Source organism: Rhodococcus sp. BH5 (genome assembly GCF_027583855.1).
Classification (GTDB): Bacteria; Actinomycetota; Actinomycetes; order Mycobacteriales; family Mycobacteriaceae; genus Rhodococcus_F; species Rhodococcus_F qingshengii.
The window spans coordinates 223,758-247,455 of record NZ_JAJHVW010000001.1; the positions used below are offsets into that span (position 1 = coordinate 223,758).

Annotated in this window: 22 protein-coding genes; 8 read left to right on the forward strand and 14 right to left on the reverse strand. The window is 63.4% G+C overall.

Translation table 11 applies throughout. The features are described from left to right. Positions 1–282 precede the first annotated feature (282 nt). From RhoBH5_RS00920 to RhoBH5_RS00930, 3 genes are read left to right on the forward strand one after another with little or no spacing between them, the layout of a single operon-like run. Positions 283–990 (forward strand): TVP38/TMEM64 family protein, encoded by a 708-nt coding sequence (locus tag RhoBH5_RS00920; protein ID WP_270008053.1) that lies wholly within the window; start codon positions 283–285, stop codon positions 988–990. Positions 991–1,021: 31 nt separating this feature from the next. Next, entirely contained in the window at positions 1,022–1,618 is a 597-nt protein-coding gene (locus tag RhoBH5_RS00925) for a hypothetical protein (RefSeq protein WP_003944858.1), read from the forward strand. 55 nt (positions 1,619–1,673) lie between these two features. Further along, positions 1,674–2,207 (forward strand): hypothetical protein, encoded by a 534-nt coding sequence (locus RhoBH5_RS00930; RefSeq protein WP_003944797.1) that lies wholly within the window; start codon positions 1,674–1,676, stop codon positions 2,205–2,207. Positions 2,208–2,250: 43 nt separating this feature from the next. Here RhoBH5_RS00930 and RhoBH5_RS00935 read toward each other — a convergent pair whose 3' ends face one another. Genes RhoBH5_RS00935 through RhoBH5_RS00945 form a run of 3 tightly spaced genes read right to left on the reverse strand, consistent with a single transcriptional unit; the run spans position 2,251 to position 4,835 of the window. After that, complete coding sequence (locus RhoBH5_RS00935) at positions 2,251–3,534, reverse strand: SPFH domain-containing protein (RefSeq protein ID WP_270007855.1); 1,284 nt, start codon at positions 3,532–3,534, stop codon at positions 2,251–2,253. Beyond that, positions 3,534–3,965 (reverse strand): NfeD family protein, encoded by a 432-nt coding sequence (locus RhoBH5_RS00940; RefSeq protein WP_003944877.1) that lies wholly within the window; start codon positions 3,963–3,965, stop codon positions 3,534–3,536. The genes RhoBH5_RS00935 and RhoBH5_RS00940 overlap by 1 nt, the downstream gene beginning before the upstream one ends. A 42-nt stretch (positions 3,966–4,007) precedes the next feature. After that, on the reverse strand, positions 4,008–4,835 hold the full coding sequence (locus tag RhoBH5_RS00945) for a DUF3097 domain-containing protein (RefSeq protein ID WP_042449128.1): 828 nt from the start codon (positions 4,833–4,835) through the stop codon (positions 4,008–4,010). A 67-nt stretch (positions 4,836–4,902) separates the two neighbouring features. Between RhoBH5_RS00945 and RhoBH5_RS00950 the strand changes: the two genes are divergently transcribed. Continuing rightward, a complete protein-coding gene (locus RhoBH5_RS00950; protein WP_007727857.1) occupies positions 4,903–5,694 on the forward strand; it encodes a hypothetical protein in 792 nt (263 codons plus the stop codon). Here the strand turns inward: RhoBH5_RS00950 and RhoBH5_RS00955 are convergent. Together RhoBH5_RS00955 and RhoBH5_RS00960 are read right to left on the reverse strand one after the other, a co-directional pair. Continuing rightward, a complete protein-coding gene (locus RhoBH5_RS00955) occupies positions 5,684–7,477 on the reverse strand; it encodes an enoyl-CoA hydratase-related protein (RefSeq protein WP_270007856.1) in 1,794 nt (597 codons plus the stop codon). The genes RhoBH5_RS00950 and RhoBH5_RS00955 overlap by 11 nt on opposite strands. Before the next feature lie 154 nt (positions 7,478–7,631). Then, a complete protein-coding gene (locus RhoBH5_RS00960; protein ID WP_003944993.1) occupies positions 7,632–8,123 on the reverse strand; it encodes a hypothetical protein in 492 nt (163 codons plus the stop codon). Positions 8,124–8,200: 77 nt separating this feature from the next. Here RhoBH5_RS00960 and RhoBH5_RS00965 point away from each other — a divergent pair, with 77 nt between their 5' ends. Together RhoBH5_RS00965 and RhoBH5_RS00970 are read left to right on the forward strand one after the other, a co-directional pair. After that, positions 8,201–8,542, forward strand: coding sequence for a metallopeptidase family protein (locus tag RhoBH5_RS00965; RefSeq protein WP_003944783.1), 342 nt, complete (start codon positions 8,201–8,203; stop codon positions 8,540–8,542). 106 nt (positions 8,543–8,648) lie between these two features. Further along, positions 8,649–9,257, forward strand: coding sequence for a transcriptional regulator (locus RhoBH5_RS00970; RefSeq protein ID WP_007727873.1), 609 nt, complete (start codon positions 8,649–8,651; stop codon positions 9,255–9,257). An 11-nt stretch (positions 9,258–9,268) separates the two neighbouring features. On the opposite strand, the gene RhoBH5_RS00975 is transcribed toward RhoBH5_RS00970, so the two are convergent. The 8 genes from RhoBH5_RS00975 to RhoBH5_RS01010 all read right to left on the reverse strand — a co-directional run bounded on the left by RhoBH5_RS00975 (position 9,269) and on the right by RhoBH5_RS01010 (position 17,980). Next, positions 9,269–10,321, reverse strand: coding sequence for a ferrochelatase (locus RhoBH5_RS00975; RefSeq protein WP_007727874.1), 1,053 nt, complete (start codon positions 10,319–10,321; stop codon positions 9,269–9,271). 84 nt (positions 10,322–10,405) lie between these two features. Then, the gene (gene inhA / locus RhoBH5_RS00980) at positions 10,406–11,203 is read right to left on the reverse strand and encodes an NADH-dependent enoyl-ACP reductase InhA (RefSeq protein WP_003944803.1); all 798 of its coding nucleotides are present in this window, start codon (positions 11,201–11,203) and stop codon (positions 10,406–10,408) included. A gap of 54 nt (positions 11,204–11,257) precedes the next feature. After that, complete coding sequence (gene fabG1, locus RhoBH5_RS00985; protein WP_007727875.1) at positions 11,258–12,007, reverse strand: 3-oxoacyl-ACP reductase FabG1; 750 nt, start codon at positions 12,005–12,007, stop codon at positions 11,258–11,260. A gap of 70 nt (positions 12,008–12,077) precedes the next feature. Next, entirely contained in the window at positions 12,078–13,058 is a 981-nt protein-coding gene (locus tag RhoBH5_RS00990; RefSeq protein WP_019748426.1) for a VWA domain-containing protein, read from the reverse strand. Further along, entirely contained in the window at positions 13,055–14,047 is a 993-nt protein-coding gene (locus RhoBH5_RS00995) for a DUF58 domain-containing protein (RefSeq protein WP_003944991.1), read from the reverse strand. Before RhoBH5_RS00995 ends, RhoBH5_RS00990 begins: the two co-directional genes overlap by 4 nt. After that, positions 14,044–15,240: an AAA family ATPase gene (locus tag RhoBH5_RS01000; protein WP_003944917.1), complete on the reverse strand. Its 1,197-nt coding sequence runs from the start codon at positions 15,238–15,240 to the stop codon at positions 14,044–14,046. Before RhoBH5_RS01000 ends, RhoBH5_RS00995 begins: the two co-directional genes overlap by 4 nt. A 150-nt stretch (positions 15,241–15,390) precedes the next feature. Beyond that, entirely contained in the window at positions 15,391–16,938 is a 1,548-nt protein-coding gene (locus RhoBH5_RS01005; protein WP_003944866.1) for an NlpC/P60 family protein, read from the reverse strand. A 451-nt stretch (positions 16,939–17,389) separates the two neighbouring features. Further along, entirely contained in the window at positions 17,390–17,980 is a 591-nt protein-coding gene (locus RhoBH5_RS01010) for an Rv1476 family membrane protein (protein WP_270007857.1), read from the reverse strand. Positions 17,981–18,436: 456 nt separating this feature from the next. On the opposite strand from RhoBH5_RS01010, the gene acnA reads away from it, so the two are divergent. Both acnA and RhoBH5_RS01020 read left to right on the forward strand, forming a co-directional pair. After that, on the forward strand, positions 18,437–21,238 hold the full coding sequence (acnA, locus tag RhoBH5_RS01015) for an aconitate hydratase AcnA (protein WP_007727883.1): 2,802 nt from the start codon (positions 18,437–18,439) through the stop codon (positions 21,236–21,238). A gap of 180 nt (positions 21,239–21,418) precedes the next feature. Continuing rightward, on the forward strand, positions 21,419–21,985 hold the full coding sequence (locus RhoBH5_RS01020) for a TetR/AcrR family transcriptional regulator (protein WP_003944970.1): 567 nt from the start codon (positions 21,419–21,421) through the stop codon (positions 21,983–21,985). 60 nt (positions 21,986–22,045) lie between these two features. Here the strand turns inward: RhoBH5_RS01020 and RhoBH5_RS01025 are convergent, their stop codons facing one another. Continuing rightward, positions 22,046–23,677: an ABC-F family ATP-binding cassette domain-containing protein gene (locus RhoBH5_RS01025; RefSeq protein ID WP_003944932.1), complete on the reverse strand. Its 1,632-nt coding sequence runs from the start codon at positions 23,675–23,677 to the stop codon at positions 22,046–22,048. Positions 23,678–23,698: the final 21 nt, after the last annotated feature.

The following is a 23,698-nucleotide window of genomic DNA, read 5'->3' on the forward strand; positions in this document are numbered from 1 at the left end:
TTTCCGACCGGCCGGGCGACGTGCGGATTCGGTCGTTCGTGCACGTGTAACCGGCCCTTACCTAGCGATTGTTCAGCATGTTTGCGGGTTACCCGCGAGTTCGTTTCACTGGCCGGGACTGCAGGTGAAGGCCACTCCGAAAGCCTAGTGGTTTTCGTCACAGCGCCGTTTCATTGTCGCCTGGAGCACGTCGCTTTCCCGCCCCCGTGGCGATGTTCGACTCACGATTGCGGGTCGGCAGTCGGCCCGGTTCACCGTTCGCAGGTAGCCTTGTGACCTGTGATGGGACGCCTGCTGGACCGAAGATTGATCGCAATAGTCCTGGTAGTGCTCGCTTTGTTCCTCGCAGCCCTCCTCGCCCCACATCCCACGGTGTCCCAGGTGCGAGAGTGGGCGGACTCGGTTGGCCCGGCGTTTCCCCTCGTGTTCTTCCTGGTTCATTCGATAGTCACCGTCGCGCCGTTCCCGCGCACCGTCTTCACGCTCAGCGCGGGGGTTCTTTTCGGCTCGGTGACCGGCATCGCTCTTACCGTGGCGGCAACGACTGTGAGCGCCGTTCTGGCCCTCTACCTGGTCCGCGCCATCGGCCGCGACGTCGTGTGGCAACGGATTTCGAGTCCGACGATCCGGCGGGTGGACGAGCGGATCGAAAAGCGGGGGTGGCTGGCCGTCGGCTCTCTGCGCTTGATCGCGTTTGTCCCCTTCTCGGTGGTGAACTACTGCTGCGGCATTTCGTCGATCCGGATCGTGCCCTACATCCTTGCCACCGTCGTCGGCATCTTGCCCGGCACTGTTGGGATTGTCGTTCTGGGCGATGCGCTCTCCGGCGAAGCCGATCCTCGTCTCCTGATTCTGTCCGGGATCTGCATTGCGATCGGCATCGCCGGTCTGGTGTTCGACGCTCGCCGTCAGCCTTCACCGGGCGAAACCATCGTTGACGACGGTCAACCCCAAGAGGTTGATTTGATTGAGTCAACCCAAAACGATTGACTATTGAAAGTCAACTATCTAGCATTGACTAATGTTTGTACTGACGGTGGATCAGCGAGGTAGCCGACGGGATGTCGACCGCGTCGGGGACATCATCGACGACATGGCCGATCGCAGGCTCCTGCGGCCGTTCGAGCGCACAGCGGGCGACGAGATTCAAGCGGTGACCGACGATCCGGCGCTACTCGTCCTCGTCGCACTCGAGCTGATTCGGCGCGAGCACTGGAGTGTCGGGATCGGGATCGGTCCCGTCGAGCAGCCTCTCCCACGGCAGACCCGGGCCGGACGCGGACCGGCATTCGAAGCTGCTCGGATCGCCGTCGAGCGAGCCAAGCGAGCTCCGGCCAGAATTGCCGTCGAACAGGCGCCGGCGGATAGCTCACGCGACGAACTCGCCGCAGATGTCGATGCCGCGTTCACCTTGCTCGGAACGATCGTCACGAGACAGACGAAGGACGGACGCGAAGCCATCGCCCTGATGGACAGCGGACTCACTCAGGTCAGCGCAGCGGCCCACCTCGGAATCACCAAACAGGCCATGTCCAAGCGACTCCTGACAGCCGGGTGGCACGCAGAACTCGCCGGGCGCAGACTCGCAGAACGACTTTTGGTCAGACTCCAGCCCTAGACTGCTCACGCTCGCACCGGTACAAACTCGTCGACACAGCAGGGGGCTCGAATACATGGTCGTTCTGGCGTTGATCGCGCTCGCCGTCGCCGCCGCGGCACCAGCAGTTGCAGCGGCACTGGGACCGCTCAGTCGTGGTCGACTCGAAGTCCCCGAATGGGCGTCGTCCGTGGTGGCTCTTCCGGCGCTGGGTGTTGCCGCACTGGCATCGACCCGAACGACCCCGGTCACCGGTTTCGCTCTCGGGGCGACGCTTGTCCTGTGCGTACTTGCCGCCGCCACGGCCGGTGCACCGTTGGTACTTGCCACCTTCAAGATCGCTCGTCGCCAACCGGACGGGAGCCCGGCACCGGACGCCGGACCTCTTCGCGGCGGACGTGTGATCGGCATCCTCGAACGGCTCGCGGTGGCGGCATCGATTCTCGCAACCTGGCCGGAAGGCATCGCGATCGTCTTGGCAGTCAAGGGGCTCGCGCGGTACCCGGAACTTCGCGAACCTCATGCGTCCGAGCAGTTCATCATGGGAACCTTCGTCAGTGTCCTCTGGGCGATCGCCGTATGCGGAACGGGACGGGCACTCATCACGTAGGTGATGAGTGCCCGTCCCGATCAACGTTCGCTACGAGAGGCGTCTACTGGCGCTGGCCACCCTCGGGCGGCTGCCCCTGGTACGGGTACTTCTGCTGGAAATCTTCACGCTCGGGCGGCAGCGGCAACTGACCCGGCCAAGGATTTTCGCCCTGCTGTGGCAACGCGGGATCTACGAATCCAGGCTGCTCGGGCGCACTCTCACGGCGGTGCCTGACCGCAGCTGCCGGGTCTTCGACCGGTGTGCGTGCAGCAACTTCAGCAGCGCGCACTGCTTCCGCGATAGCCGGATCGGATTTGGTCTCGAACCACTCCGCCACCTCGGCTGAATCGTCCTCAGGATTGGGAAGATTCTCTTCGGCGGCCGGCGGCTCGTACCGGAAAACGCCATCCCGCCCTTGCGCGCCAAGCGTTTTGGCAAATCCCTTCAGCGCGTCACCGAAGTCGCTGGGTACGAGCCACACCTTGTTCGCATCGCCTTGCGCCATCTGCGGCAACGTCTGAAGATACTGGTATGCAAGCAATTCCGGAGTCGGCTTACCGGACTTGATTGCAGCAAAAACCTTCTCGATGGCCTTGGCCTCGCCTTGAGCCTGCAAGTACTTGGCCGCGCGGTCACCTTGAGCGCGAAGGATCTGGGACTGACGCTCACCCTCGGCGTTCAGGATCGAGGCCTGCTTGTTTCCCTCGGCAGAAAGAATCTGGCTCTGCTTGGCACCCTCGGCGGTCTTGATAGCGGATTCGCGGTGACCTTCAGCCGTCAGAATCATCGCGCGCTTCTCGCGGTCCGCCTTCATCTGCTTTTCCATCGACTCCTGGATCGAGGGCGGCGGATCGATGCTCTTGAGCTCGACGCGGGCCACTCGCAGGCCCCAGCGACCAGTCGCCTCGTCGAGGACACCACGAAGCTGACCGTTGATGGAATCACGCGAGGTAAGCGTCTCTTCGAGGGTCATTCCGCCGACGACGTTTCGCAGCGTGGTGGTTGCCAACTGCTCGACGGCAGCGATGTAGTTGCTGATCTCGTACACCGCAGCTTGCGGATTGGTGACCTGGAAGTACACCACCGTGTCGATGGACAGTGTCAGGTTGTCCTGGGTGATCACCGGCTGCGGTGGGAAGGAGACCACCCGCTCACGAAGATCCACCTTGGCGCGCACACGATCGGCGAACGGGATCAAGAACGTGAGCTGCCCGGACACCGTCTTCGAATACCTACCGAGCCGCTCGATCACCGCGGCTTCTGCCTGCGGTACCAGTGCTACCGACTTCGCGACCACCAAGATCACGAATAGCACCAACACACCGAGCACTATGAGTGCTGCCATTAAGGTCCCCTCCAGACGACTGCTGTTGCGCCGTTGATTTCCATCACCGTCACCTTGGTGCCCGGCGGGTACACCTCGGTGGTGTCGTACGGCCTGGCAGTCCACACCTCGCCGTCCAACTTGACCTGCCCGGAATGCTCGCCCACTTCTTCCAGAACCAGAGCGTGCTTACCTTCGAGTGCCTGTATTCCGGTCGGGGTCGGCGGCGGACTACCGAAGCGACGCAACATGATCGGTCGCACGCCCAGGACGAGGGCGGCGGAGAACACTCCGAACATGACGGCGTCGACCCACACCGGGAAGTCGGTGACAGCACTGACACCGGCAGTAGCGAGCGCCCCACCGGCGAGCATCAGCAGGAAGAAATCCCCCACCAGCGCTTCGGCCCCGGCGAGCACCAGTGCTCCGATCAGCCAAATAAGTGCAGCCACAACACCATCTAACCAGAATGTGTGACCCAGGCCGCCGCTACGTCAGTTCGGCTCGGTAACGAAATCGACAAGTTGTTCGACTGCACCGATCAAAGGAGCTTCCAGATCGCGGAAGCTCTCGACCGAGTTGTAGACCCGCCGCCAGCCCTCCTGAGGTGTCCCCCAGCCCAGTTCGCGGCAGATTCCCGTCTTCCAATCCTCGCCGCGTGGAATCTTCGGCCAGGAGGCGATTCCGACAGATTTGGGACGAACGGCCTCCCACACGTCGATGTACGGGTGCCCGGTCACCAACACGTCCGGGCCGAGGCCCTGAGTCAGTTGGGTTTCCTTGGAACCGGTGACCAGGTGGTCGACCAGGACCCCGACGCGGCGGCCGGGACCAGGCCCGAATTCGGCAAGCCGCTCCCCCAGATTGTCGAGTCCTTCGAGATGTTCGACGACAACACCTTCGACGCGAAGATCGTGACCCCACACCCGCTCGACGAGGGCAGCATCGTGTACTCCCTCCACCCAGATCCGGCTGGGCAGTGCCGTGCGGGCGCGTAAGCCTTCGACTCGCGTCGAACCCGAAGCCGACCGTGCGGGTCTGGTGGACACGGGCTTGGGGGCCGGGCGTACGAGGGTGACCGGTGAGCCGTCGATGAGGAAGGCCGCCTCGCGCATCGCGAACAACCGCGTCCGGGAACGACCGTCCTCGAGCCGCACGAAATCGCCGTCGTACGTGCGCTCGAAACCGACTACCGCACCGCAGAATCCCGTCGCCGCATCCTCGACGACAAGATCACGCTCGGCCGCCACTTCAGGCGTCACGCGCTTCTGTTTGCGGGTATGACCCGCAAAAATGTCACCGTATCCGTTGCCACCGCTCACGCCGGATCACGCTAGGTCACAACGCCGGGGCCGCGCATGTCGCCACGCCGAACTAAACTTCACGGTCATGAGTTCTCCCAGCGCAACCCTCACCGTGTGGGCAGCGTCATGGCTCGCCGGCGACGCTGCGCCGGACGACGTCATCGACGCCCTTGCCGCGTGGGCACCGATGCACCTGATCGGCGCCGCCGATGCGGAAACCGCGGTCCGCCACGATCTCGAATGGCCGGGAGTCACGGCTTCCGGTGTGCCCACCCTGCTCAGAATCGCGCGCTCGGAGGCTGCCGAGGTCCGCCTGGTCCTTCCTACGGCCGGTGATGTACGTGGTCTGCCCACCGGGACCGAGTTCGCGCGCGCTGCGATCGCAACGGGTGAAGGGATACAGATCGGCGCCGTCGGCAAGCCCGGAGTCGGACTCGTGCCGTCGAAGGAAGGCCCGGACGTCCTGCGATGGACGGTCTTCTCCATTCCCACTGTGGCGGGCAGCGCCGAATCGATCGGACTCCGCGAAGCCGAATACGAACTGCGCCAAGCTGTTCGGGACGCAGCCGAGGTGCTCGGCGGGCTTCCGGCCGTAGCCACCGGAATGCCTGGAAACGACGCTCGTACGCTGGTCGCCGAAGCCCTGCAGGCACAGGCCGGACACCGCTGGCCGTCGACACTGTCACCTCGCCATCTACAGGTGATCGACACAGCCGACAACGTGGCAGCCATTCTCACCGTGGCTGCGTCGGTATCGACCAACCAGGCCCCGAGCGTGTCCACTGCGCAGAGGCGTGACGACCTGCTGCGACGACTGTGGGACGTTGTTCGCACTGCCCGTGTCGCGTCGGCGAACAGCGTGTCGATCAGAGCTTGAGCACGAAGTTCCGGCGTTTCTCGGCAAACCCGTTGCGGTCACCGAACATGTCGATCTTCATCTCTTCGAGCTCACGCTCCTCGTAGGGCTCCACCGGATCACGTTCCAGTCGAAGACGTTTGCGCTCCAGCATCGATTCCAGCCGATCTCCTTCGAGCAAGTCGGTGGCGACCTCGCGCAACCACGCCTCGAACAGATCCGGCCGCCTGGGGCCGATCGCGTCGACAAGTCCGATGTCCAAGGCTCGACGGATGCCTATCGCACTGCACTCGGCCAGCAGACTGCGGGCCTGCTGCTCGCCGACCCGAGCCGGAAGTGTGTACGTGTGCAGTTCCGAGCCGAACAGGCCCATCGTGGCGTAATGAGGATTGAGAACCACACCGTCCCTGGCCACGACTACGTCGGCTCCAAGCGGGAGCATGACCCCGCCGGCACCGGCGTTGCCTGTGAATGCCGCCACCACAACCTGTTCCGTACAGGTGACGATCGCTTTCGCGATCTCGTTGATGGCTTTGATGTTGGCCCACGCTTCCCCGGCTTGATCCGACGCGGCCTCGATGACGTTGAGGTGGATACCGTTGCTGAATCTGTCGAAGTCACCCGTGAGGACAAGGATCTTGGTGTCCTGCGTGATCGCCCAGCGGAGCCTGGAGGCCAGTCGCGCGCATTGCTTCGTACTCATCGCACCGTTGTAGAAGCGGAACGAGAGATATCCGATTTCGCCGTCGCGGTGATAGTCGGTCTCGGGGTAACGACTCTCCCAGACCTGTGGAACGAACACGTCCGGACGTACGACCGCGGTCGACGGAAGTTTGACATTGCCGGCGCCGACGAGCCGCGCATGTCCGATCCATACGGAGCCCGCACCGGTGGCAACACGTATTGCCTGGTGGAAGTACTCGACGATGGTGCCGGGCGCTGCATCGACGTGGGTATCGAGGTGAGGGTCGTAGACGTAGACCCGGTCGAGCCCCAACTGAACGGCGACGCCGGGAAACCCGTCGGCGGCGTTGACGGCGCGGACGATGCTCGACGCGTCTTCCTCCCAGCTGAAAACGCGATCGGCCTGTTTCATGCTGGGCCTCGATCGGGCCGATGCCACGGGCCGCGCAACTCGGTCCGATGGGATCGCCTGGAAGTCAGGAGTACGGAAATGTTCGACGACCTCCGTAATGCACTCCATCGCCGCGTCGGTGACTTCCTCGTTGTATACCGAGGATTTGGTTGCCCCGTTCCGGAGTTCGAACGTCCGCCAGGCCCACACCGGCCCGGCGTCGAGTTCCTCAGCGGCCTGCAATGCCGTGACACCCCAGATCGGTTCGCCATCCGTTATCGCCCAGTCCAGCGACGACGGCCCGCGATCTCCGGGCGGGCCGGGATGGATGATGATCGTTGTCCACCGCTGCCAAACAGATTCCGGGACATAGGCTTTCAAAAACGGGCAGATGACGAGGTCAAAATCTCCCGAAGAAGTCGCGGCCAGCACTGCGTCCGCGTCGGCGACGACGGCTGTACGGACTTGGTGTCCCGCCTCGCGAAGAACAAGACCGGCCCGCTGCGAGAGACCGTTGTCGGAGGTGACGAGAAGAAGCACGCTCAACGGTGGCGCGAAGGTCATACGTGGGCGTGAGCGCCGGAACAGCGCCGCCGTCGCCGCTCGCAGACGGCCCCTGCCCGATACACCTTCACGTAGCTTCGCCGTTGCTCCATCGCTGGAAATAGCCACAGAAGTCGTGAGCGCGGCCGATTTGGGCATCGGTCGTACTTCGGGGGTCGAAACCATGAATTCCTGCTCGCATGCTCGGGTATCTGCAGCGCAGGCCAGACTCCCCCCAGAGCAGGACCGACGCACCGATAGATTGATTGAGGTATTTAGGGACTTTATACCTACCGTCGGTTTGTTTCAATAGCTATTTTCAAGCAAACCGTTTGATCGATCAACCCACAGTCTTGTGATTGATCGCGATATGGCGGTCGATGCGAATATGTTCATCCAGCGTCGGGTAGCGCAAACCGGTGTCCTGGCTGTACCCCTGACGGCGCAACCAATCCAGGACGTCGCCCCAGAACCAGATCCCCCCGGCAACCGAGTTGTACGGAATCGGGAAAGGCGTAGCCGCCTGCCGGACCCCTCGCACCCACTGCCCGACAGCTTGCCGCGTCACCCCCGCACGGTCGGCAATGTCCTGACGTGACACCAGATCGGGATGTGTCCGCTGGGGACGCACGCCTGCAGCCACCAACTGGTCCACCACGGTGATAGCCGTTGTCGCCGCTCGCATACCTTCCGAGGTGAGCGTCAGCAGCTGCAGCCCGCGTCGGTCCTCGACCCTTCCGCCCAAGCTCTCTTCGATCGCCTGCTCTTGCGAGACTGTCAGCATCTGAACGATGAATGTGAATTCGTAACGGTGATAGAGGTCTTCGGCCACGCAATGAACATAGCCGTAAGCTGCACTGTTTCCACATGGACACACCCGGATCCCGCCCCCGCACGCACAATGGGCAAATGATCGACGTGGACGACAGCCAGTTCGAGGACATGGTCAAGCGGGCGCTCGACAGCCTGCCACCGAAATTGGGTGCGGAGATGGCCAATGTCGCAGTGACCGTTCAACTCGAAGGTGGACGACCGGGGCTACTCGGGCTGTATCAGGGCATCCCACTGACCAAGAGAACCACCACGTACGCCGGCGTCCTTCCCGACCGCATCACGATCTACCGCAGGGCCATCTGTGCGATCTGCAGCACCGAAGACGAGGTGATCGAGCAAGTTCGCCGAACAGTGATCCACGAAATCGGCCACCACTTCGGGATCGGAGATCCCCGGTTGCGTGAACTCGGATGGTGACAACCGACTCATCTACAAGTCGGAAATCAGCTAGAGGTTGATAATCGGCGAATTGTCATGTCAGCTGTACCAAACCCGCAACAATTGAACACTTACAGGAGTTCGCATGGTCAATTTGATCCAGATCGCCCCGAAGAATGCCCCGACGTTCGCGATGAGCCGACAGAAGGCCGCAGAACTGCTGGGCATCTCGGTCGACAGCGTCGCGTTTCTCCTCAAGTCTCGCTATCTCCCGGATCTGGACGCCGGTCGGTTGATCAAGATGGCCAACCAGCCCTGGTTGTACTCGGACGGCGACTTTCCCGTCCTTCAGCAGGGCGCATCCGAACTTGCACCCAAGAAGATGCTGCCCGCACGTAAGTACATCGGCGAGAGCGCAATTCACTCCGACGCCGAATGCGTGGAGGCCAACCAGGGGCAGTGGGCGGGATTCAACGTCGACCATGTGCTCGGCGCCCGCTTCCTGCCTGTGACGCTGCGCAAGTTTCCGGTGTCGGTGCTGCAGATCCACGACGTCAACGACGACGACGAAGAACGCGTCTCGTTTGTCGCGACCCTCGCCGGGCGAGTCCGCGAACTGGGCGCGCCCGAACTCAACTACATCGACCCGTCACTGAGCCCCGAGGATCGACAGATCGTCGAGACGCTCCTCACCTCGCGCAGCACGTCCACCGTTCCCGGGCCCTGCGGAAAGCTCAAGCATCCGAACACCTGAGCGTCGGACCGTCAGCGGGGACGCTGAACGGCCGCGCAGCAATTGACCGCACACGAGAGACCGTTGGTCGTCGAGCCGAGCAGCGGCTCGACCCCCAGTCGCAGTGGCTGCTCGGCCTCGGCCAGTTCCCGAACGAGCGTGGGCACCAGCTGCGCGAAACGCTGATCGCGGCCGGGCGTTGCTGCCCGAACGAAATCCATCCCGAGTTCGGCTGCCTTGTCCTTGGCCTCGGTGTCCAGGTCCCACACCACTTCGAGGTGATCGGAGACGAAACCGACGGGGCACACGATCACGGCGCGAACATCCTTGGCGGACAACGTATCCAGGTGATCACAGATGTCGGGGTCCAGCCACGGAACCTGCGGCGGGCCTGATCGCGACTGCCACACCAGATCGAAATCCTCGACGCCGACGGCCTCGGCAACCAACTTCGCGGCCTCGGCGACCTGTCGACTGTAGAGGTTTCCGCCCTCTGCCGGCGGCCCTGCATTGCGGTCTGCGGCACTCGGTACCGAATGCGCGGTGAACACCAGGCGCGCAGTATCGCGAGTCGCTTCGGGCAACTCTGCGCGGGCTGCGCGCACACCGTCGGCGAACGCGCCGACGACGAGCGGATGGTCGTAGTACTGGCGAAGTTTTGTCAGCGTCGGTGCGCCGTCACCGACCGCCTCACGGGCACGGGCGATGTCCTCGTGGTACTGCCGACATCCGGAGTAACCACCCCACGCCGACGTGGCGAACACGGCGGCGTTGCGGACACCGTCCTCGCGCATCTTGGCAACGGTGTCTTCGACCATCGGGTGCCAGTTGCGGTTGCCGAAGTACACGGGCAAATCCACGCCGGCTGCTGCCAGCTCACCTTCGACCCGTTCGATCAGGTCTCGGTTGAGCGCGTTGATGGGCGAAACTCCACCGAAATGCATGTAGTGCTCGACGACAGCGTCGAGCCGCTCCGGTGGCACTCCCCTACCGCGCGTGACGTTTTCGAGGAACGGCCGTACGTCTTCGGGTTTTTCGGGACCGCCGAACGACAAAACGAGAAGAGCATCGAACTGCATGTCCATACTTACGGTCATGAGTTCAATCTTGCGCGATGCCGTTCGGCGGGAGTCACCCGGGTACTCACCTGCGTAGTAGAAGGGGTGCTACTAGCCGACCATCGCGTGGAAGCCGCCGTCGACGTAGATGATCGACGCGGTCGTGCCGGGCAACCAATCCGAGAGAACGGTGCAGACCGTTTTGGCGACCGGCTCGCGATCGTCGACGTCCCAGCCGATGGGCGCAGCACCGTCCCATGCGGTGTTCAGCTTGTCCAACTCCGCGCCCGGACCGGTGCTGTCACCGGCAATGGCCTTGGCGGCCAAGGTCTTGATCGGGCCGGAGGACACCAGGTTCGAGCGGATGCCGCGGACGCCGACCTCTTTGGCCACGTACCGATTGACGGCCTCGAGGGTCGCCTTGGAGACACCCATCCAGTTGTAGAACGGCATCGCGCGCGCCGGATCGAAGTCCATACCGACGATGGACGCGTTGTCGTTGAGCACCGGCAGCAAGGCCTTGGCCAGTGCGCTGTACGAGTATGCGGACACCTCGAGTGCGACCGCCACGTCTTCCCACGGCGCGTCCATGAACGGGCTTCCCAGGCAGGAGCGGGGAGCGAAGCCGATCGAGTGGACGACGCCGTCGATACCCTCGGGAGCCAGCTCGCGCACACGCTCGGCGAGAGAGGCGAGATCCTCCGAGCTCTGGACGTTGAGCGAGATTGCCGGCGGCACGGGCTGCGGCAGGCGCTGGGCGATGCGGTCGATGAGGCGCAGACGATCGAATCCGGTGATCAGTACCTTTGCGCCCTGCTCCTGCGCGACCTTGGCCACGTGGAACGCGATCGACGAATCGGTGATGATGCCGGTGACAAGAATGGTCTTACCCTCGAGCAAGCCGCCCATGAGATGTCCTCCTGATTTCAGACGTACGAGAAAGGTGTGTGTGCGAAAAGCGGGTCAGTGCCCCATGCCGAGTCCGCCGTCGACGGGGATGACCGCACCCGAGACGTAGGCCGAATCGTCGGAGGCGAGGAAACTGACAACTGCTGCAACATCTTCCGGCTTTCCGGTCCGCTGCAACGGGATGAACTCGGTGGCCTTGTCCTTGACGTCGTCGCCCAGTGCTGCCGTCATGTCGGTCTCGATGAACCCGGGAGCGACGACGTTGGCGGTGATCGAACGTGAGCCGAGTTCCCTTGTCAGGGAACGAGCGATACCGACGATGCCTGCTTTGGACGCTGCGTAGTTGACCTGGCCGGCTTGTCCTGCCAGACCCACCACAGAGCCGAGGAAGATGAACCGTCCGAAACGCGCGCGCAGCATCGACCGGGTCGCACGCTTCGAGAGGCGGAACGTACCGGTGAGGTTCGCGTCGACGACGCTCGTGAACTGCTCTTCGCTCATTCGCATGATCAGTGTGTCGTCGGTGACGCCGGCATTGGCGACGATGACCTCGACCGGCCCCTGGTGCGCTTCGACCTCTTTGAATGCACGGTCGATCGACTCGGTGTCGGTGACGTCGCACACGACGCCGAACAACCCTTCGGGGACACCGGAACCGCGGTGCGTGACGGCTACCTTGTGGCCGTCTGCGGCGAGCCGCTGAGCGACGGCCAAGCCGATTCCGCGGTTACCGCCGGTGACGAGCACCGAGCGAGGTGTGGTGACGGTCCGTTCGGAAACCACTGTCGTGGGAGGGGTAGACATGGCGATCAACCTATCAATTCTCTGCGGGCCGCGTACCAGCGGTATTTGGACAATTCGGAACTGCTCTCGATCAGGGCAGACGCTGCCTGCGTACCAGGGCAATCGTCAGACCAGCGGTCGCGAACACGACGCCGAGGACCAACCACGGTCGACTCGCATCGCCTCGTGTCGTCTCGAAACCGATCTGCTCTTCGAGCGTGTCGTACACCTGGCGCAGTTCTTCGAGGCTCGATGCCGTGAAGAAACTTCCGCCGGAAAGGTTGGCGATCTCCTTCAATGACGCGTCGTCGACCGGGACGGGGATTCGGTCTCCTTCGATCTCGACTCGCCCGTATGTCGTTCCGAAGGAAATGGTCGAGATCGGAACGCCCTTGTCCTTGGCCTGACGGGCAGCGGTGAATCCGCCCCGCGGATCGTCCGAGTTTTCGGGAACGGTCTGCTTACCGTCGGACAGCAACACGATGCGCGCCGGTGGCGCCTGATCGCTGCCGCCGAGAACAGCCGACAGCGTGTCGATCGACTGCAACGAGGTGAAGATCGCTTCGCCCGTCGCCGTTCGCTCACTGAGCTTGAGGTTGTCGATGGCGACCTTCGTCGCGTCACGATTCGTGGTGGGCGACACCAGAACCGAAGCGGTCCCGGCAAATGCGACCAACCCGAGGTTGATGCCGGGAGTCAGACCGTCGGCGAACGACTTGGCCGCTTCCTGCGCTGCTGCCAATCGCGTCGGCTCGACGTCGGTGGCCTGCATCGACAGCGACACGTCGATCACGAGGATCACCGTGGCACGGTTTCGCGGGACCTTCTTGTCTGCCGTCGGACCGGCAAGGGCGACGGTGAAGAACACCAACGCGACGACCATCAGAATCGCTGGAATATGACGCCACCGCCCGGGCCGCGAAGGCGCGACCTTCTCCAGTAGCGCGAAGTTCGTGAACCGAAGTGTGTGCTTGGCCCGCTGCTTCTGCACGAGTACGTAACCGACCACCAACGCGGCGATGACAGCGAGGAACAGCAGCCACCACGGTGCGGTGAATTGAGAAAGACTCACGAACGAACGCCCCCAGTTCCGGCGCCGGCACCATAACTGTGTCGGCGTGCCGAGATGAATCTCACGACGTCGGCAATCCAGTCCCGATCGGTGTGCAGGGACATGAGCGGTGCGCCGCAACGACGTAGAGCTTGCCTGACCTCGACGCGGTGCTCGGCGGCGACTCTGGCGAAGTCGGCGCGCAATTGCGGCGTCGTGGTGAATTCTCTGGTCCGGCCGGACTCGGGATCGTGGAGCACCACGTCGCCCACGTCGGGCAGTTCGAGGTCTCGCGGATCGACCACTTCGACACCGAGCACGTCGTGCCGTCCTGAAATGGCGCGCAGCGAGCGTTCCCAGTCGATCGGTCCCAGGAAGTCACTGATGACCACCGCGAGTCCGCGCCGACGCTGTGGGCGTCTGAGCGCTTCGATCGCGCCGACCAGATCACCGCGTACCCCGTCCGGCGCGTGCGGAGTCGTCGCGATCTTGCGGAGCATCGCCTGTGCGTGAATTCGCCCACCGCGGGCCGGAATTCGAGTTGTCTGTGCGCCGGTCGAGATGATGGCGCCGACGCGGTTACCGCCCGAACTGGTCAGGTGAGTGATCGCCGCGGCTGCGGCGACGACCAGGTCGCGCTTCTCGCATCCGGCGGTCCCGAAGTCGAGACTTGCGGACAAGTCGATGACGAGCCACGTCTCGAGCTCACGATCTGCGACCGACTGACGCACGTGTGGGTGCGTCGTCCGTGCGGTGACGGACCAGTCCATCTGCCGCACGTCGTCGCCCGGCTGATACTCGCGGGCATCTCCCGGCTCCGAACCCGGACCGGGAATCAGGCCGAGATGATCGCCGTGCAGCACACCGTCGAGGCGACGGCGAACCGTCAGCTCGAGGGTGCGCAGCGCAGCGGTGAGTTTGGGGTCGCTGAGCTCGCCGGATCGGAACGACGGCGGAGAACCGGTGGATCCGGCGGGTGTCGCCTGGCCACCGTCGCGGCCTTCGGTCACTGCGGGCGACTCATCGTCTCAGCGGTCGCGATCGGCGCGCCGTTGCCCTGCGGATTAGCTGTGCCCTGCGGATTAGCTGTGCCCGGTGCGTTGAACTGCGGTGCTTGCGGTGCGCCCTGCTGGGGCGGTCCGGGAACGGTAGGAACCGGCCGCGCGGCGATCTGCGGCAGTCCGACGGTCTGCAGCACCCGGGCGATGACGGCGTCGGGAGTCACCTCGTCGGCCATGGCGTCGTAGGAAAGAACGAGACGGTGACGCAACACGTCCGGGATCACCTCGATGACGTCCTGCGGCACTACGTAGTCGCGCCCGCGGACGAGAGCGAGGGCCCGCGACGCGGCGATGATGCCGAGCGTCGCGCGGGGTGAGGCGCCGTACGCGATCCAGCCGGCGACGTCCTCGAGTCCGACCTCACGCGGCGTACGCGTGGCGGCGATGACCCGGACAACGTAATCGACGAGCGCGTGGTGAACGAAGACGTTGCTGGCGACGCGTTGGAGCCTGACCAACTCCTCCGGACCGAGGATCTGGTGCGGCTCCGGCGCTGCCACGCCCATCCGGTAGACGATTTCGCGTTCTTCCTCCACTGTCGGGTAATCGACGAGGATCTTGAACAGGAAGCGGTCGCGCTGCGCTTCGGGGAGCGGGTAGACGCCCTCGTTCTCGATGGGGTTCTGCGTCGCCATCACCAGGAACGGATCGGGCATGTGGTACCGCTTGCCACCGATCGAGACGTGGCGTTCTGCCATCACCTCGAGGAGCGCGGACTGCACCTTGGCCGGGGCACGGTTGATCTCGTCGGCCAACACGAAGTTGGCGACGACGGGGCCGAGTTCGGTGTCGAACTCCTCGCGGCCCTGACGGTAGATGCGCGTGCCGATCAGGTCGGTGGGCACCAGGTCCGGGGTGAACTGGACGCGGGAGAACGAACCGCCGACGACCTTCGCGAAAGTCTCGACGGCCAGCGTCTTGGCGACACCGGGTACGCCTTCGAGGAGGACGTGCCCCTTGGCGAGAAGTCCGACGAGAATGCGCTCGACAAGCCGGTCCTGCCCGACGATGACTCGCTTGACCTCGTAAATCGCTCGTTCCAAGGTCTGAACGTCGGCTGCCAGGGAAGGTGCTGCTCCGTCCGCACTTCCACTCGCCTTGCTTACGTCGACCGTTCCGACCGAATCTTCACGTGAGGTCACCAAGAATCCATCGCTTTCACCTAGAAAAGTACCGACAGTAACGTGTTCCCCGTCAACTATTCCAGGTAGTTGCGCTCGATGCCGTAACACCACGTCGGGAACTTGATACTTCCCTGACAATGCGGGTGTCAGCGGCATTTCCTCTGACGGTCAGGACACCAGTCGGACGGCGTACGGCGTCATTCCGCCCCACCGAACCGGTGAGACCATGACACTCGAACCGGATTGTGGTGCCTCGAGCATCTGACCGTTACCGAGGTAGAGCGCCACGTGTTGGCTGGCGTTGGGGCCGTAGAAGATCATGTCGCCGCGCTTCATCTCCGAAGACGGAACCTGAGTGCCTGCGGTGTACTGATAGCCGGTGTAGTGCGGCAGCGAGATCCCGATGCCGGCAAAGGCATAAATCATCAAGCCGGAGCAGTCGAACCCGACCTTGTTGAAGTCGCCGTAACTGTCAGCGACGCCGCCGTCACGGATGCCTCGCGTCGGACCGTTCTCGTCGCCGCCGCCCCAGGCATACTGCACGCCTAGCTGAGACATTCCGCGGTCGATGACGGATTCGATTGCAGCGCTTCCGGTGACGGAAGGCTTCGGAGTGGTGGGTTTCGGCGTCGTCGGCTTCGGGGTGGTGGGCTTGGGCGTCGTGACCGTTTCCTCGTCGGTGCCGGTCTCTTCGTCCGTGCCTGTTTCCTCGTCGGTCCCTGTTTCTTCGTCAGTCCAGGTGTCGTCGTCGTCCGGGATGACGGTCGGAGTCGGGTCTTCGACCGCGGTGTGCGGACGCTGGGCTGCTGCCAATGCGGCAGCTCGATCCTTGGCTGCCTGGTCGGCAGCGGCACGGGCGGCGGCCTGAGCGGCCGCTTCCTTGGCAGCGGCTTCGAGAGCCTTCTGATGAGCTTCCTCGGCGCGGCGCTGTTCGTCCCAGGTCGCGTATGCCTGGCGTTGACCCTGCAAGCCGGCGACGGCGTTGCGGGCGGCGTCGAGCTGAGCCTGGGCAGAGTTGCGCTCGGCTTCGATCGCGGCCTTCTTGGCTACCTGCTGATCGAGAGCGTTGCGCGCGATCTGAATCGCCTGCTCCGCCAGATCCTTCAGCTGCGCGGCGACCTCGGCGGCGGCATCGGCCTGCTGCTTGGCCTGGCGGGTCGCGGAATCCTTGTTCGCCTGCTCGGTACGTGCTCGCTGGAGACCGTCGAGCACTGCACTCTGCGTATTGGCGAGAAGCTTGAGGACCTGGGCGCGGTCGAGAACGTCGCCGGGACCCTTGGCGTCGAGGAACGACGAGATCGACGCAGTATTGGTGCCCTTGACGTAGCTCGAGCGTGCGTACTTGTCGAAGTCCGTCTGAGCGACCTCGATCTGCGCCGACGCGTCCTTCAGAGCTTGTTTCGTGACTCCGACGGCCTGCGCTGCGGAGTCTGCGGCGCCGCGAGCGTTCTGCAGATCCACGAGAGTCTTGTTGACGTCTTCACGCTTGATCGCAACTTCGTTGTCGAGTGCCGACAACTGTTCGTTTGCCGATGCGACTTGATTGATTAGCGCGCTGACTGTGCCGACGCTCGACGAGACCTGCGAATCTGCCGCGGCGATATCCGAGTCACTCGGATTCGGCGGCGGTGGCGGTACGGCCGAGGACATGGCCGGCGTCCCGACGATCAGGGATCCGACGACGCCGAATCCGATGACCAGTTGCGCCAGGCGCATCGATTTACGGGAAGGACCACGACGGGACTCGCCGCCACGTGTTACTTGCCTCACAAATAACTCTCCCTCGCGTGTAACGCCACGGCCCGCTGGGTCGCCGATCCGTGCGGGGAGGGAATGCGCAGACCAAGCACCGGTCGCCCACAGCCCGAGAGCTGCTCGTCGACCTGGACGTGCCGTACGAACGCCACCGTCGGCACCTCGAGAACAAGGCAACCGACAAGTACGCGTCGAACAACATCAGCCTGTCTGCGACACTTCTTCCCCAAAAAGTGCCAGTTGTACCGTACGACACTCAAGCGTTCTTTGGAAACTTTAGCCACAAATAACACAAACGGTATTTGAGCTGGTCGAATGGCATGCAGGAGCCAAAAAGGGCAGGTACTCACCGCAAACAGCGGTGAGTACCTGTTTTCGACGAGTTACTGAAAATCTCGCAAAAGGACCAAGGTCAGACGGAATCGGCCCGGTGGTCGGATGGTGCTGGCGTTTCCGAAGTCGAAGCGATATGTCCGTTTTGCGCGTTTTCTGGATCTCGCCGCCACTTGACGGCAAAGGTAATTCCGGCAATAACCGCCACCACTGCGATGACAAGGACCGTGTAAAGCGTCCACGGCGGACCTGGCGCCACGATCTCGTGCGAGAAGCGGTCCGCGGTCACGCTTGCGCTTACTCCGAAAGATCGGTCCTGTGCAGTTTCGAGCTGCACTCGACTGATCGAATCGCTGTAGCTACCCATCCAGTCAGGGCTCAGAACGAGAACCGTTCCGCCTTCTGTTTTGCCGACCGTCGTGGCCAGGTCTCGAAGATCGGACGGCCGGCCCGGATTTGCGTCGACCACTACGACGCTCAAGTCGACACCACGTTCACGAGCGTCGGTCACCACCGCGGTCAGCCCCGCAACATCATCCGCGGGGGCGGAGACGCCGTCCGTCGAAATGTCCGCGAGCACGTCGTCGAGATCGACGTCCGACGGAACAGCGACGTGCAACGGGGACTTCACGTGCACAGGCGCAAAAGCGTGATTTGTAGGAGCAGACATCTCTCATCCGGGTGCTGTTCGGATTCCGTCCACCGCTGAGATGCGGGGAGTTCTTCCGAGGTCGTTTTTCGGCGGCCGACCCGCGACGGGCCTGCATGCACCCTACTTCAGGTCGACTGCCACCAGGCGTCACACACAACCGCCGCGCGTGCCGCCCGAGCGGTAGCTGTGGGTGCGGTCACCCAGCCAAGCCTGCGTTGCGCAGGCCCGCAGTCTGCATGAAGATTGTTTCGGTCAACTTGCCCTGAATTCTCACAGGACAAGCGTACTGTTAGACTTGGACCAAGAGGTACCACCGATCAGGACAGGTTCTACTGCAGCTCCGATGTTCGGACAGTTCTCACGCGAACTGTGCGATTGGCGTGAGCTACGGAGGATCTTCCCGGCCGAAGTACCTCGCTTCAGCTGCCGACACAGCCCCGTCGGTAGCGACCCTCATAGACGAGTGGAGCAGACGTGAGCACCAGTATCGATTCATTCGGAGCCAAGGGAACCCTCGAGGTCGGTGAGAACTCTTACGAGATCTTCCGCCTCTCGGCCGTCCCCGGCACCGAGAAATTGCCCTATTCCTTGAAGGTTCTCGCCGAGAACCTTCTCCGCACCGAAGACGGCGCCAACATCACCGCGGATCACATCCGCGCAATCGCAAGCTGGGATCCCTCAGCCGAGCCGAGCATCGAAATCCAGTTCACGCCTGCCCGCGTGATCATGCAGGACTTCACCGGCGTTCCTTGCATCGTCGACCTCGCCACCATGCGTGAGGCCGTCACCACCCTCGGCGGCGACCCGAACAAGGTCAACCCGCTCTCCCCCGCCGACATGGTCATCGACCACTCGGTCATCCTCGACGTCTTCGGCCAGGCCGACGCACTCGAGCGCAACGTCGACCTCGAATACGAGCGCAACGGCGAGCGTTACCAGTTCCTCCGTTGGGGCCAGGGCGCATTCGACGACTTCAAGGTCGTCCCCCCGGGAATGGGCATCGTTCACCAGGTCAACATCGAGTACCTGGCACCCACCGTCATGTCGCGTAACGGACAGGCATACCCCGACACCTGTGTCGGCACCGACTCGCACACCACGATGGTCAACGGCCTCGGCGTGCTCGGCTGGGGCGTCGGCGGCATCGAGGCCGAGGCAGCAATGCTCGGCCAGCCCGTCTCCATGCTGATCCCCCGCGTCGTCGGCTTCAAGCTCTCCGGTGAGATCAAGCCCGGCGTCACCGCAACCGACGTCGTGCTCACCGCCACCGAGATGCTCCGTAAGCACGGCGTCGTCGGCAAGTTCGTCGAGTTCTACGGCAACGGTGTTGCCGAGGTTCCGCTCGCGAACCGCGCGACGCTGGGCAACATGAGCCCCGAATTCGGTTCCACCGCAGCGATCTTCCCGATCGACGCCGAGACCATCGAATACCTGCGCCTCACCGGCCGCAGCGACGAGCAGCTCGCTCTCGTCGAGGCGTACGCCAAGGAACAGGGCCTGTGGCACAACCCCGACAAGGAACCCGTCTTCTCGGAGTACATCGAGCTGGATCTGGGAACCGTTGTTCCCTCGATCGCCGGCCCGAAGCGCCCGCAGGACCGAATCCTGTTGTCGGAGTCCAAGACTGCGTTCCGCAAGGACATCCACAACTACGTGGAAGAGAACCACCCGACCGAGCACACCCAGCTCGACGAGGCCGTCGAAGAGTCCTTCCCGGCTTCCGATCCCGCGGTTCTGTCGTTTGCCGACGACGGAGCGGTCGACGTTCTCTCTGCTGCCAACGGTGCAGAAGGCCGTCCGAGCAAGCCGGTCGTCGTCAAGTCCGACGCCGGTGAGTTCGTTCTCGACCACGGCGCCGTCGTTGTTGCAGGTATCACCTCCTGCACCAACACGTCCAACCCGTCGGTCATGCTCGGTGCTGCACTGCTCGCACGCAACGCCGTCGAAAAGGGCCTCGCCACCAAGCCGTGGGTCAAGACCAACATGGCTCCCGGTTCGCAGGTCGTCACCGATTACTACGAGAAGGCCGGCCTGTGGCCGTACCTCGAGAAGCTCGGTTACTACCTCGGCGGTTACGGCTGCACCACGTGCATCGGTAACACCGGACCGCTGCCCGAGGCAGTCTCGAAGGCCATCAACGACAACGACCTCTCGGTCACCGCGGTGCTCTCGGGTAACCGTAACTTCGAGGGACGTATCTCCCCCGACGTCAAGATGAACTACCTGGCTTCCCCGCCGCTCGTGATTGCCTACGGCCTCGCCGGAACCATGGACTTCGACTTCGAGACCGATTCGCTCGGTAACGACACCGACGGAAACCCCGTCTACCTCAAGGACATCTGGCCGTCCACGCAGGAAATCGAAGAGACCATCAAGTCCTCGATCGACCAGGACATGTTCCGCAAGTCGTACGCAACCATCTTTGCGGGCGACAGCCGCTGGCAGAACCTCGAAACCCCGAAGGGTGACACCTTCGAGTGGGACGAGAACTCCACCTACGTGCGGAAGCCACCTTACTTCGACGGCATGACGATGGATCCGGCTCCGGTCAAGGACATCAAGGGCGCTCGCGTCCTCGCACTGCTCGGCGACTCGGTCACCACCGACCACATCAGCCCGGCAGGTCCGATCAAGGTCGGTACCCCCGCTGCGCAGTACCTCGACTCCCATGGCGTCGAGCGTGCGGATTACAACTCGCTCGGCTCGCGTCGCGGTAACCACGAGGTCATGATTCGCGGAACGTTCGCGAACATCCGTCTGCGCAACCAGCTCCTCGACGACGTCTCGGGTGGTTACACCCGCGACTTCACGCAGGAAGGCGCACCGCAGGCATTCATCTACGACGCGTCGCAGAACTACCAGGCAGCCGGCATCCCGCTGGTCGTCCTGGGCGGCAAGGAGTACGGCTCCGGATCCTCGCGTGACTGGGCAGCCAAGGGCACGAGCCTGCTCGGCGTCAAGGCCGTCATCACCGAGTCGTTCGAGCGCATCCACCGCTCCAACCTGATCGGCATGGGCGTTGTCCCGCTGCAGTTCCCGGTCGGCGAGTCCGCAGGTTCGCTCAAGCTCGACGGCACCGAGACCTTCGACATCGAAGGTGTCGAGAAGCTCAACGAGGGCGTCACCCCGAAGACCATGAAGGTCACGGCGACGCGCGAGAACGGCGAGAAGGTCGTGTTCGACGCAGTCGTACGCATCGATACCCCCGGCGAAGCGGATTACTACCGCAACGGCGGCATCCTGCAGTACGTGCTTCGCAACATGATCCGGGGCTAGTAGGCACTACGTGCCTGTGAGCACTTTCGGCCCCTGACGGGTCACAAAGCGCTCACGACCACTTTCGCCGGAAGGCGAACCAGGTTTCATCGGTGGTCGTGAGCGCTTTGTGCACTGAGTCGACATTCAGCGCCTACGGCCGAAAGTGCTCACAGGCAACCCGACAAAGGAGGGATGCCCGTGCCCAAGGTCAGTGAAGACCATCTCGCGGCACGGCGCAGTCAGATCCTTGACGGCGCCCGCCGCTGCTTTGCGGAATACGGCTACGACGGCGCCACAGTTCGCCGTCTCGAAGAAGTCACCGGTTTGTCCCGCGGAGCGATCTTCCATCACTTCAAGGACAAGGACGGCCTGTTCCTCGCTCTCGCAAGCGAGGATGCGAGCCGGATGGCAGATGTCGTCGCCGAAGAGGGCCTCGTCCAGGTCATGCGGGACATGCTCGCGCAGCCCGACCAATTCGATTGGCTGGGAACGCGACTGGAGATAGCGCGTCGACTGCGCAACGACGCCGATTTCCGCGAGAAGTGGTCGCAGCGCTCCGTAGAACTGACGGAAGCGACCAGTGCGCGTCTCGCCAGACAGAAATCGGCAGGCAGACTCCGTGACGACGTCCCCACCGAAATTCTGATCGGGTATCTGGATCTGGTGATGGACGGCCTGGTCGCGAGAATCGCCTCCGGCCACGGCGTCGACAACCTGTCAGCGGTTCTCGATCTGGTCGAGGAATCGGTGCGGCGGAGAGACTGAGGGGCTTCGCCCCTGTGCGCCTTTTTGGTAGTTCCCACTACCAAAAAGGCGCACAGGGGTTTAGGCGAGCTGGATCAGCTCGAGGTATTCCTGCGACCAGTGGTCCTCGTTGCCGTCGGGCAGGAGGATGACTCGCTCGGGGTTGAGGGCCTCGGCAGCGCCCGGATCGTGGGTGACCAGGACGACGGCACCGGTGTAGCTGCGGAGCGCGTCGAGCACCTGCTCGCGTGAGATCGGGTCCAGGTTGTTGGTGGGCTCGTCGAGAAGCAGAACGTTGGCAGCCGAAGACACCAGACCGGCCAGAGCCAAACGCGTCTTTTCACCACCCGAGAGCGTTCCGGCCGGCTGTTCGAGCTGCGGGCCGGTGAACATGAAGGCACCGAGCAGCGAACGCAGTTCCTGCTCCCCTGTGTCCGGCGCGGCGTGGCGGATGTTCTCCCACACGGACGCGTCGTCGTCGAGGGTGTCGTGCTCCTGAGCGAAGTAGCCGACCTTGAGTCCGTGACCGGCGATCAGCTCACCAGCGTCCGCCTTCTCCGCGCCCGCGAGGATGCGGAGCAGCGTGGTCTTACCTGCACCGTTGAGTCCGAGGATAACCACACGAGACCCACGATCGATCGCGAGATCGACACCGGTGAAGATCTCGAGCGAGCCGTACACCTTGGTGAGGTTCTTGCCCATCAGCGGAGTCTTGCCACAAGCGGCGGGTTCGGGGAAACGAATCCGCGCAACCTTGTCCGAGACACGTTCGGCATCGAGGTTCGCCATCAACTTGTCGGCTCGCTTGGCCATGTTCTGAGCCGCGACGGCCTTGGTTGCCTTTGCGCCCATCTTGGCGGCCTGAATCCGCAGCGCACCGGCCTTCTTCTCGGCATTGGCGCGCTCGCGGCGACGACGCTGCTCGTCCGTGGCACGAGCGTCGAGGTACTTCTTCCAGTTCATGTTGTAGACGTCGGCCTCACCGCGGACGGCGTCGAGGAACCACACGCGGTTGACGACGTCGTTGAGCAGGTCGACGTCGTGGCTGATGACCACCAGTCCACCCTCGTGGTTCTGGAGGAAGCCACGCAGCCAGGTGATGGAGTCGGCGTCGAGGTGGTTGGTGGGCTCGTCGAGCAGCAGAGTCGTGTCCGAGCGGGCACCGCTGCCGTCGGAGGCGGCGAAGAGGATGCGCGCCAATTCGACGCGACGACGCTGACCGCCGGACAGCGTGCTGAGCGGCTGCCCGAGAATGCGGTCTTCGAGACCGAGGCTGCTGGTGATGCGTGCAGCTTCACTCTCGGCTTCGTATCCGCCGAGGGCCGAGAACCGATCCTCGAGCTGGCCGTACTTCTTGACCGCGCGGTCCTGCGATTCCTGATCGAGCACCTCGCCCATAAGAATCTGCTGCTTCTCCATCTCGCGGAGCATCGTGTCGAGGCCACGTGCGGAGAGAACCCGGTCCTTGGCGAGGACGCTCAGGTCGCCCTCTTTGGGGTCCTGCGGGAGGTATCCGAGTTCACCGGTACGTACGACGCTTCCCGCATATGCCTCACCTTCGCCGGCGAGGATGCGCAGTGTGGTCGTCTTTCCGGCTCCGTTACGTCCGACGAGTCCGATCCGGTCGCCCGGCTGGATGCGCAACGAAGGCCCGGGAGCCGTGAGAAGGGTGCGGACACCGGCACGAACTTCGAGGTCAGTGGCGGTAATCAAGCAAACTCCTCAGGAAAAACG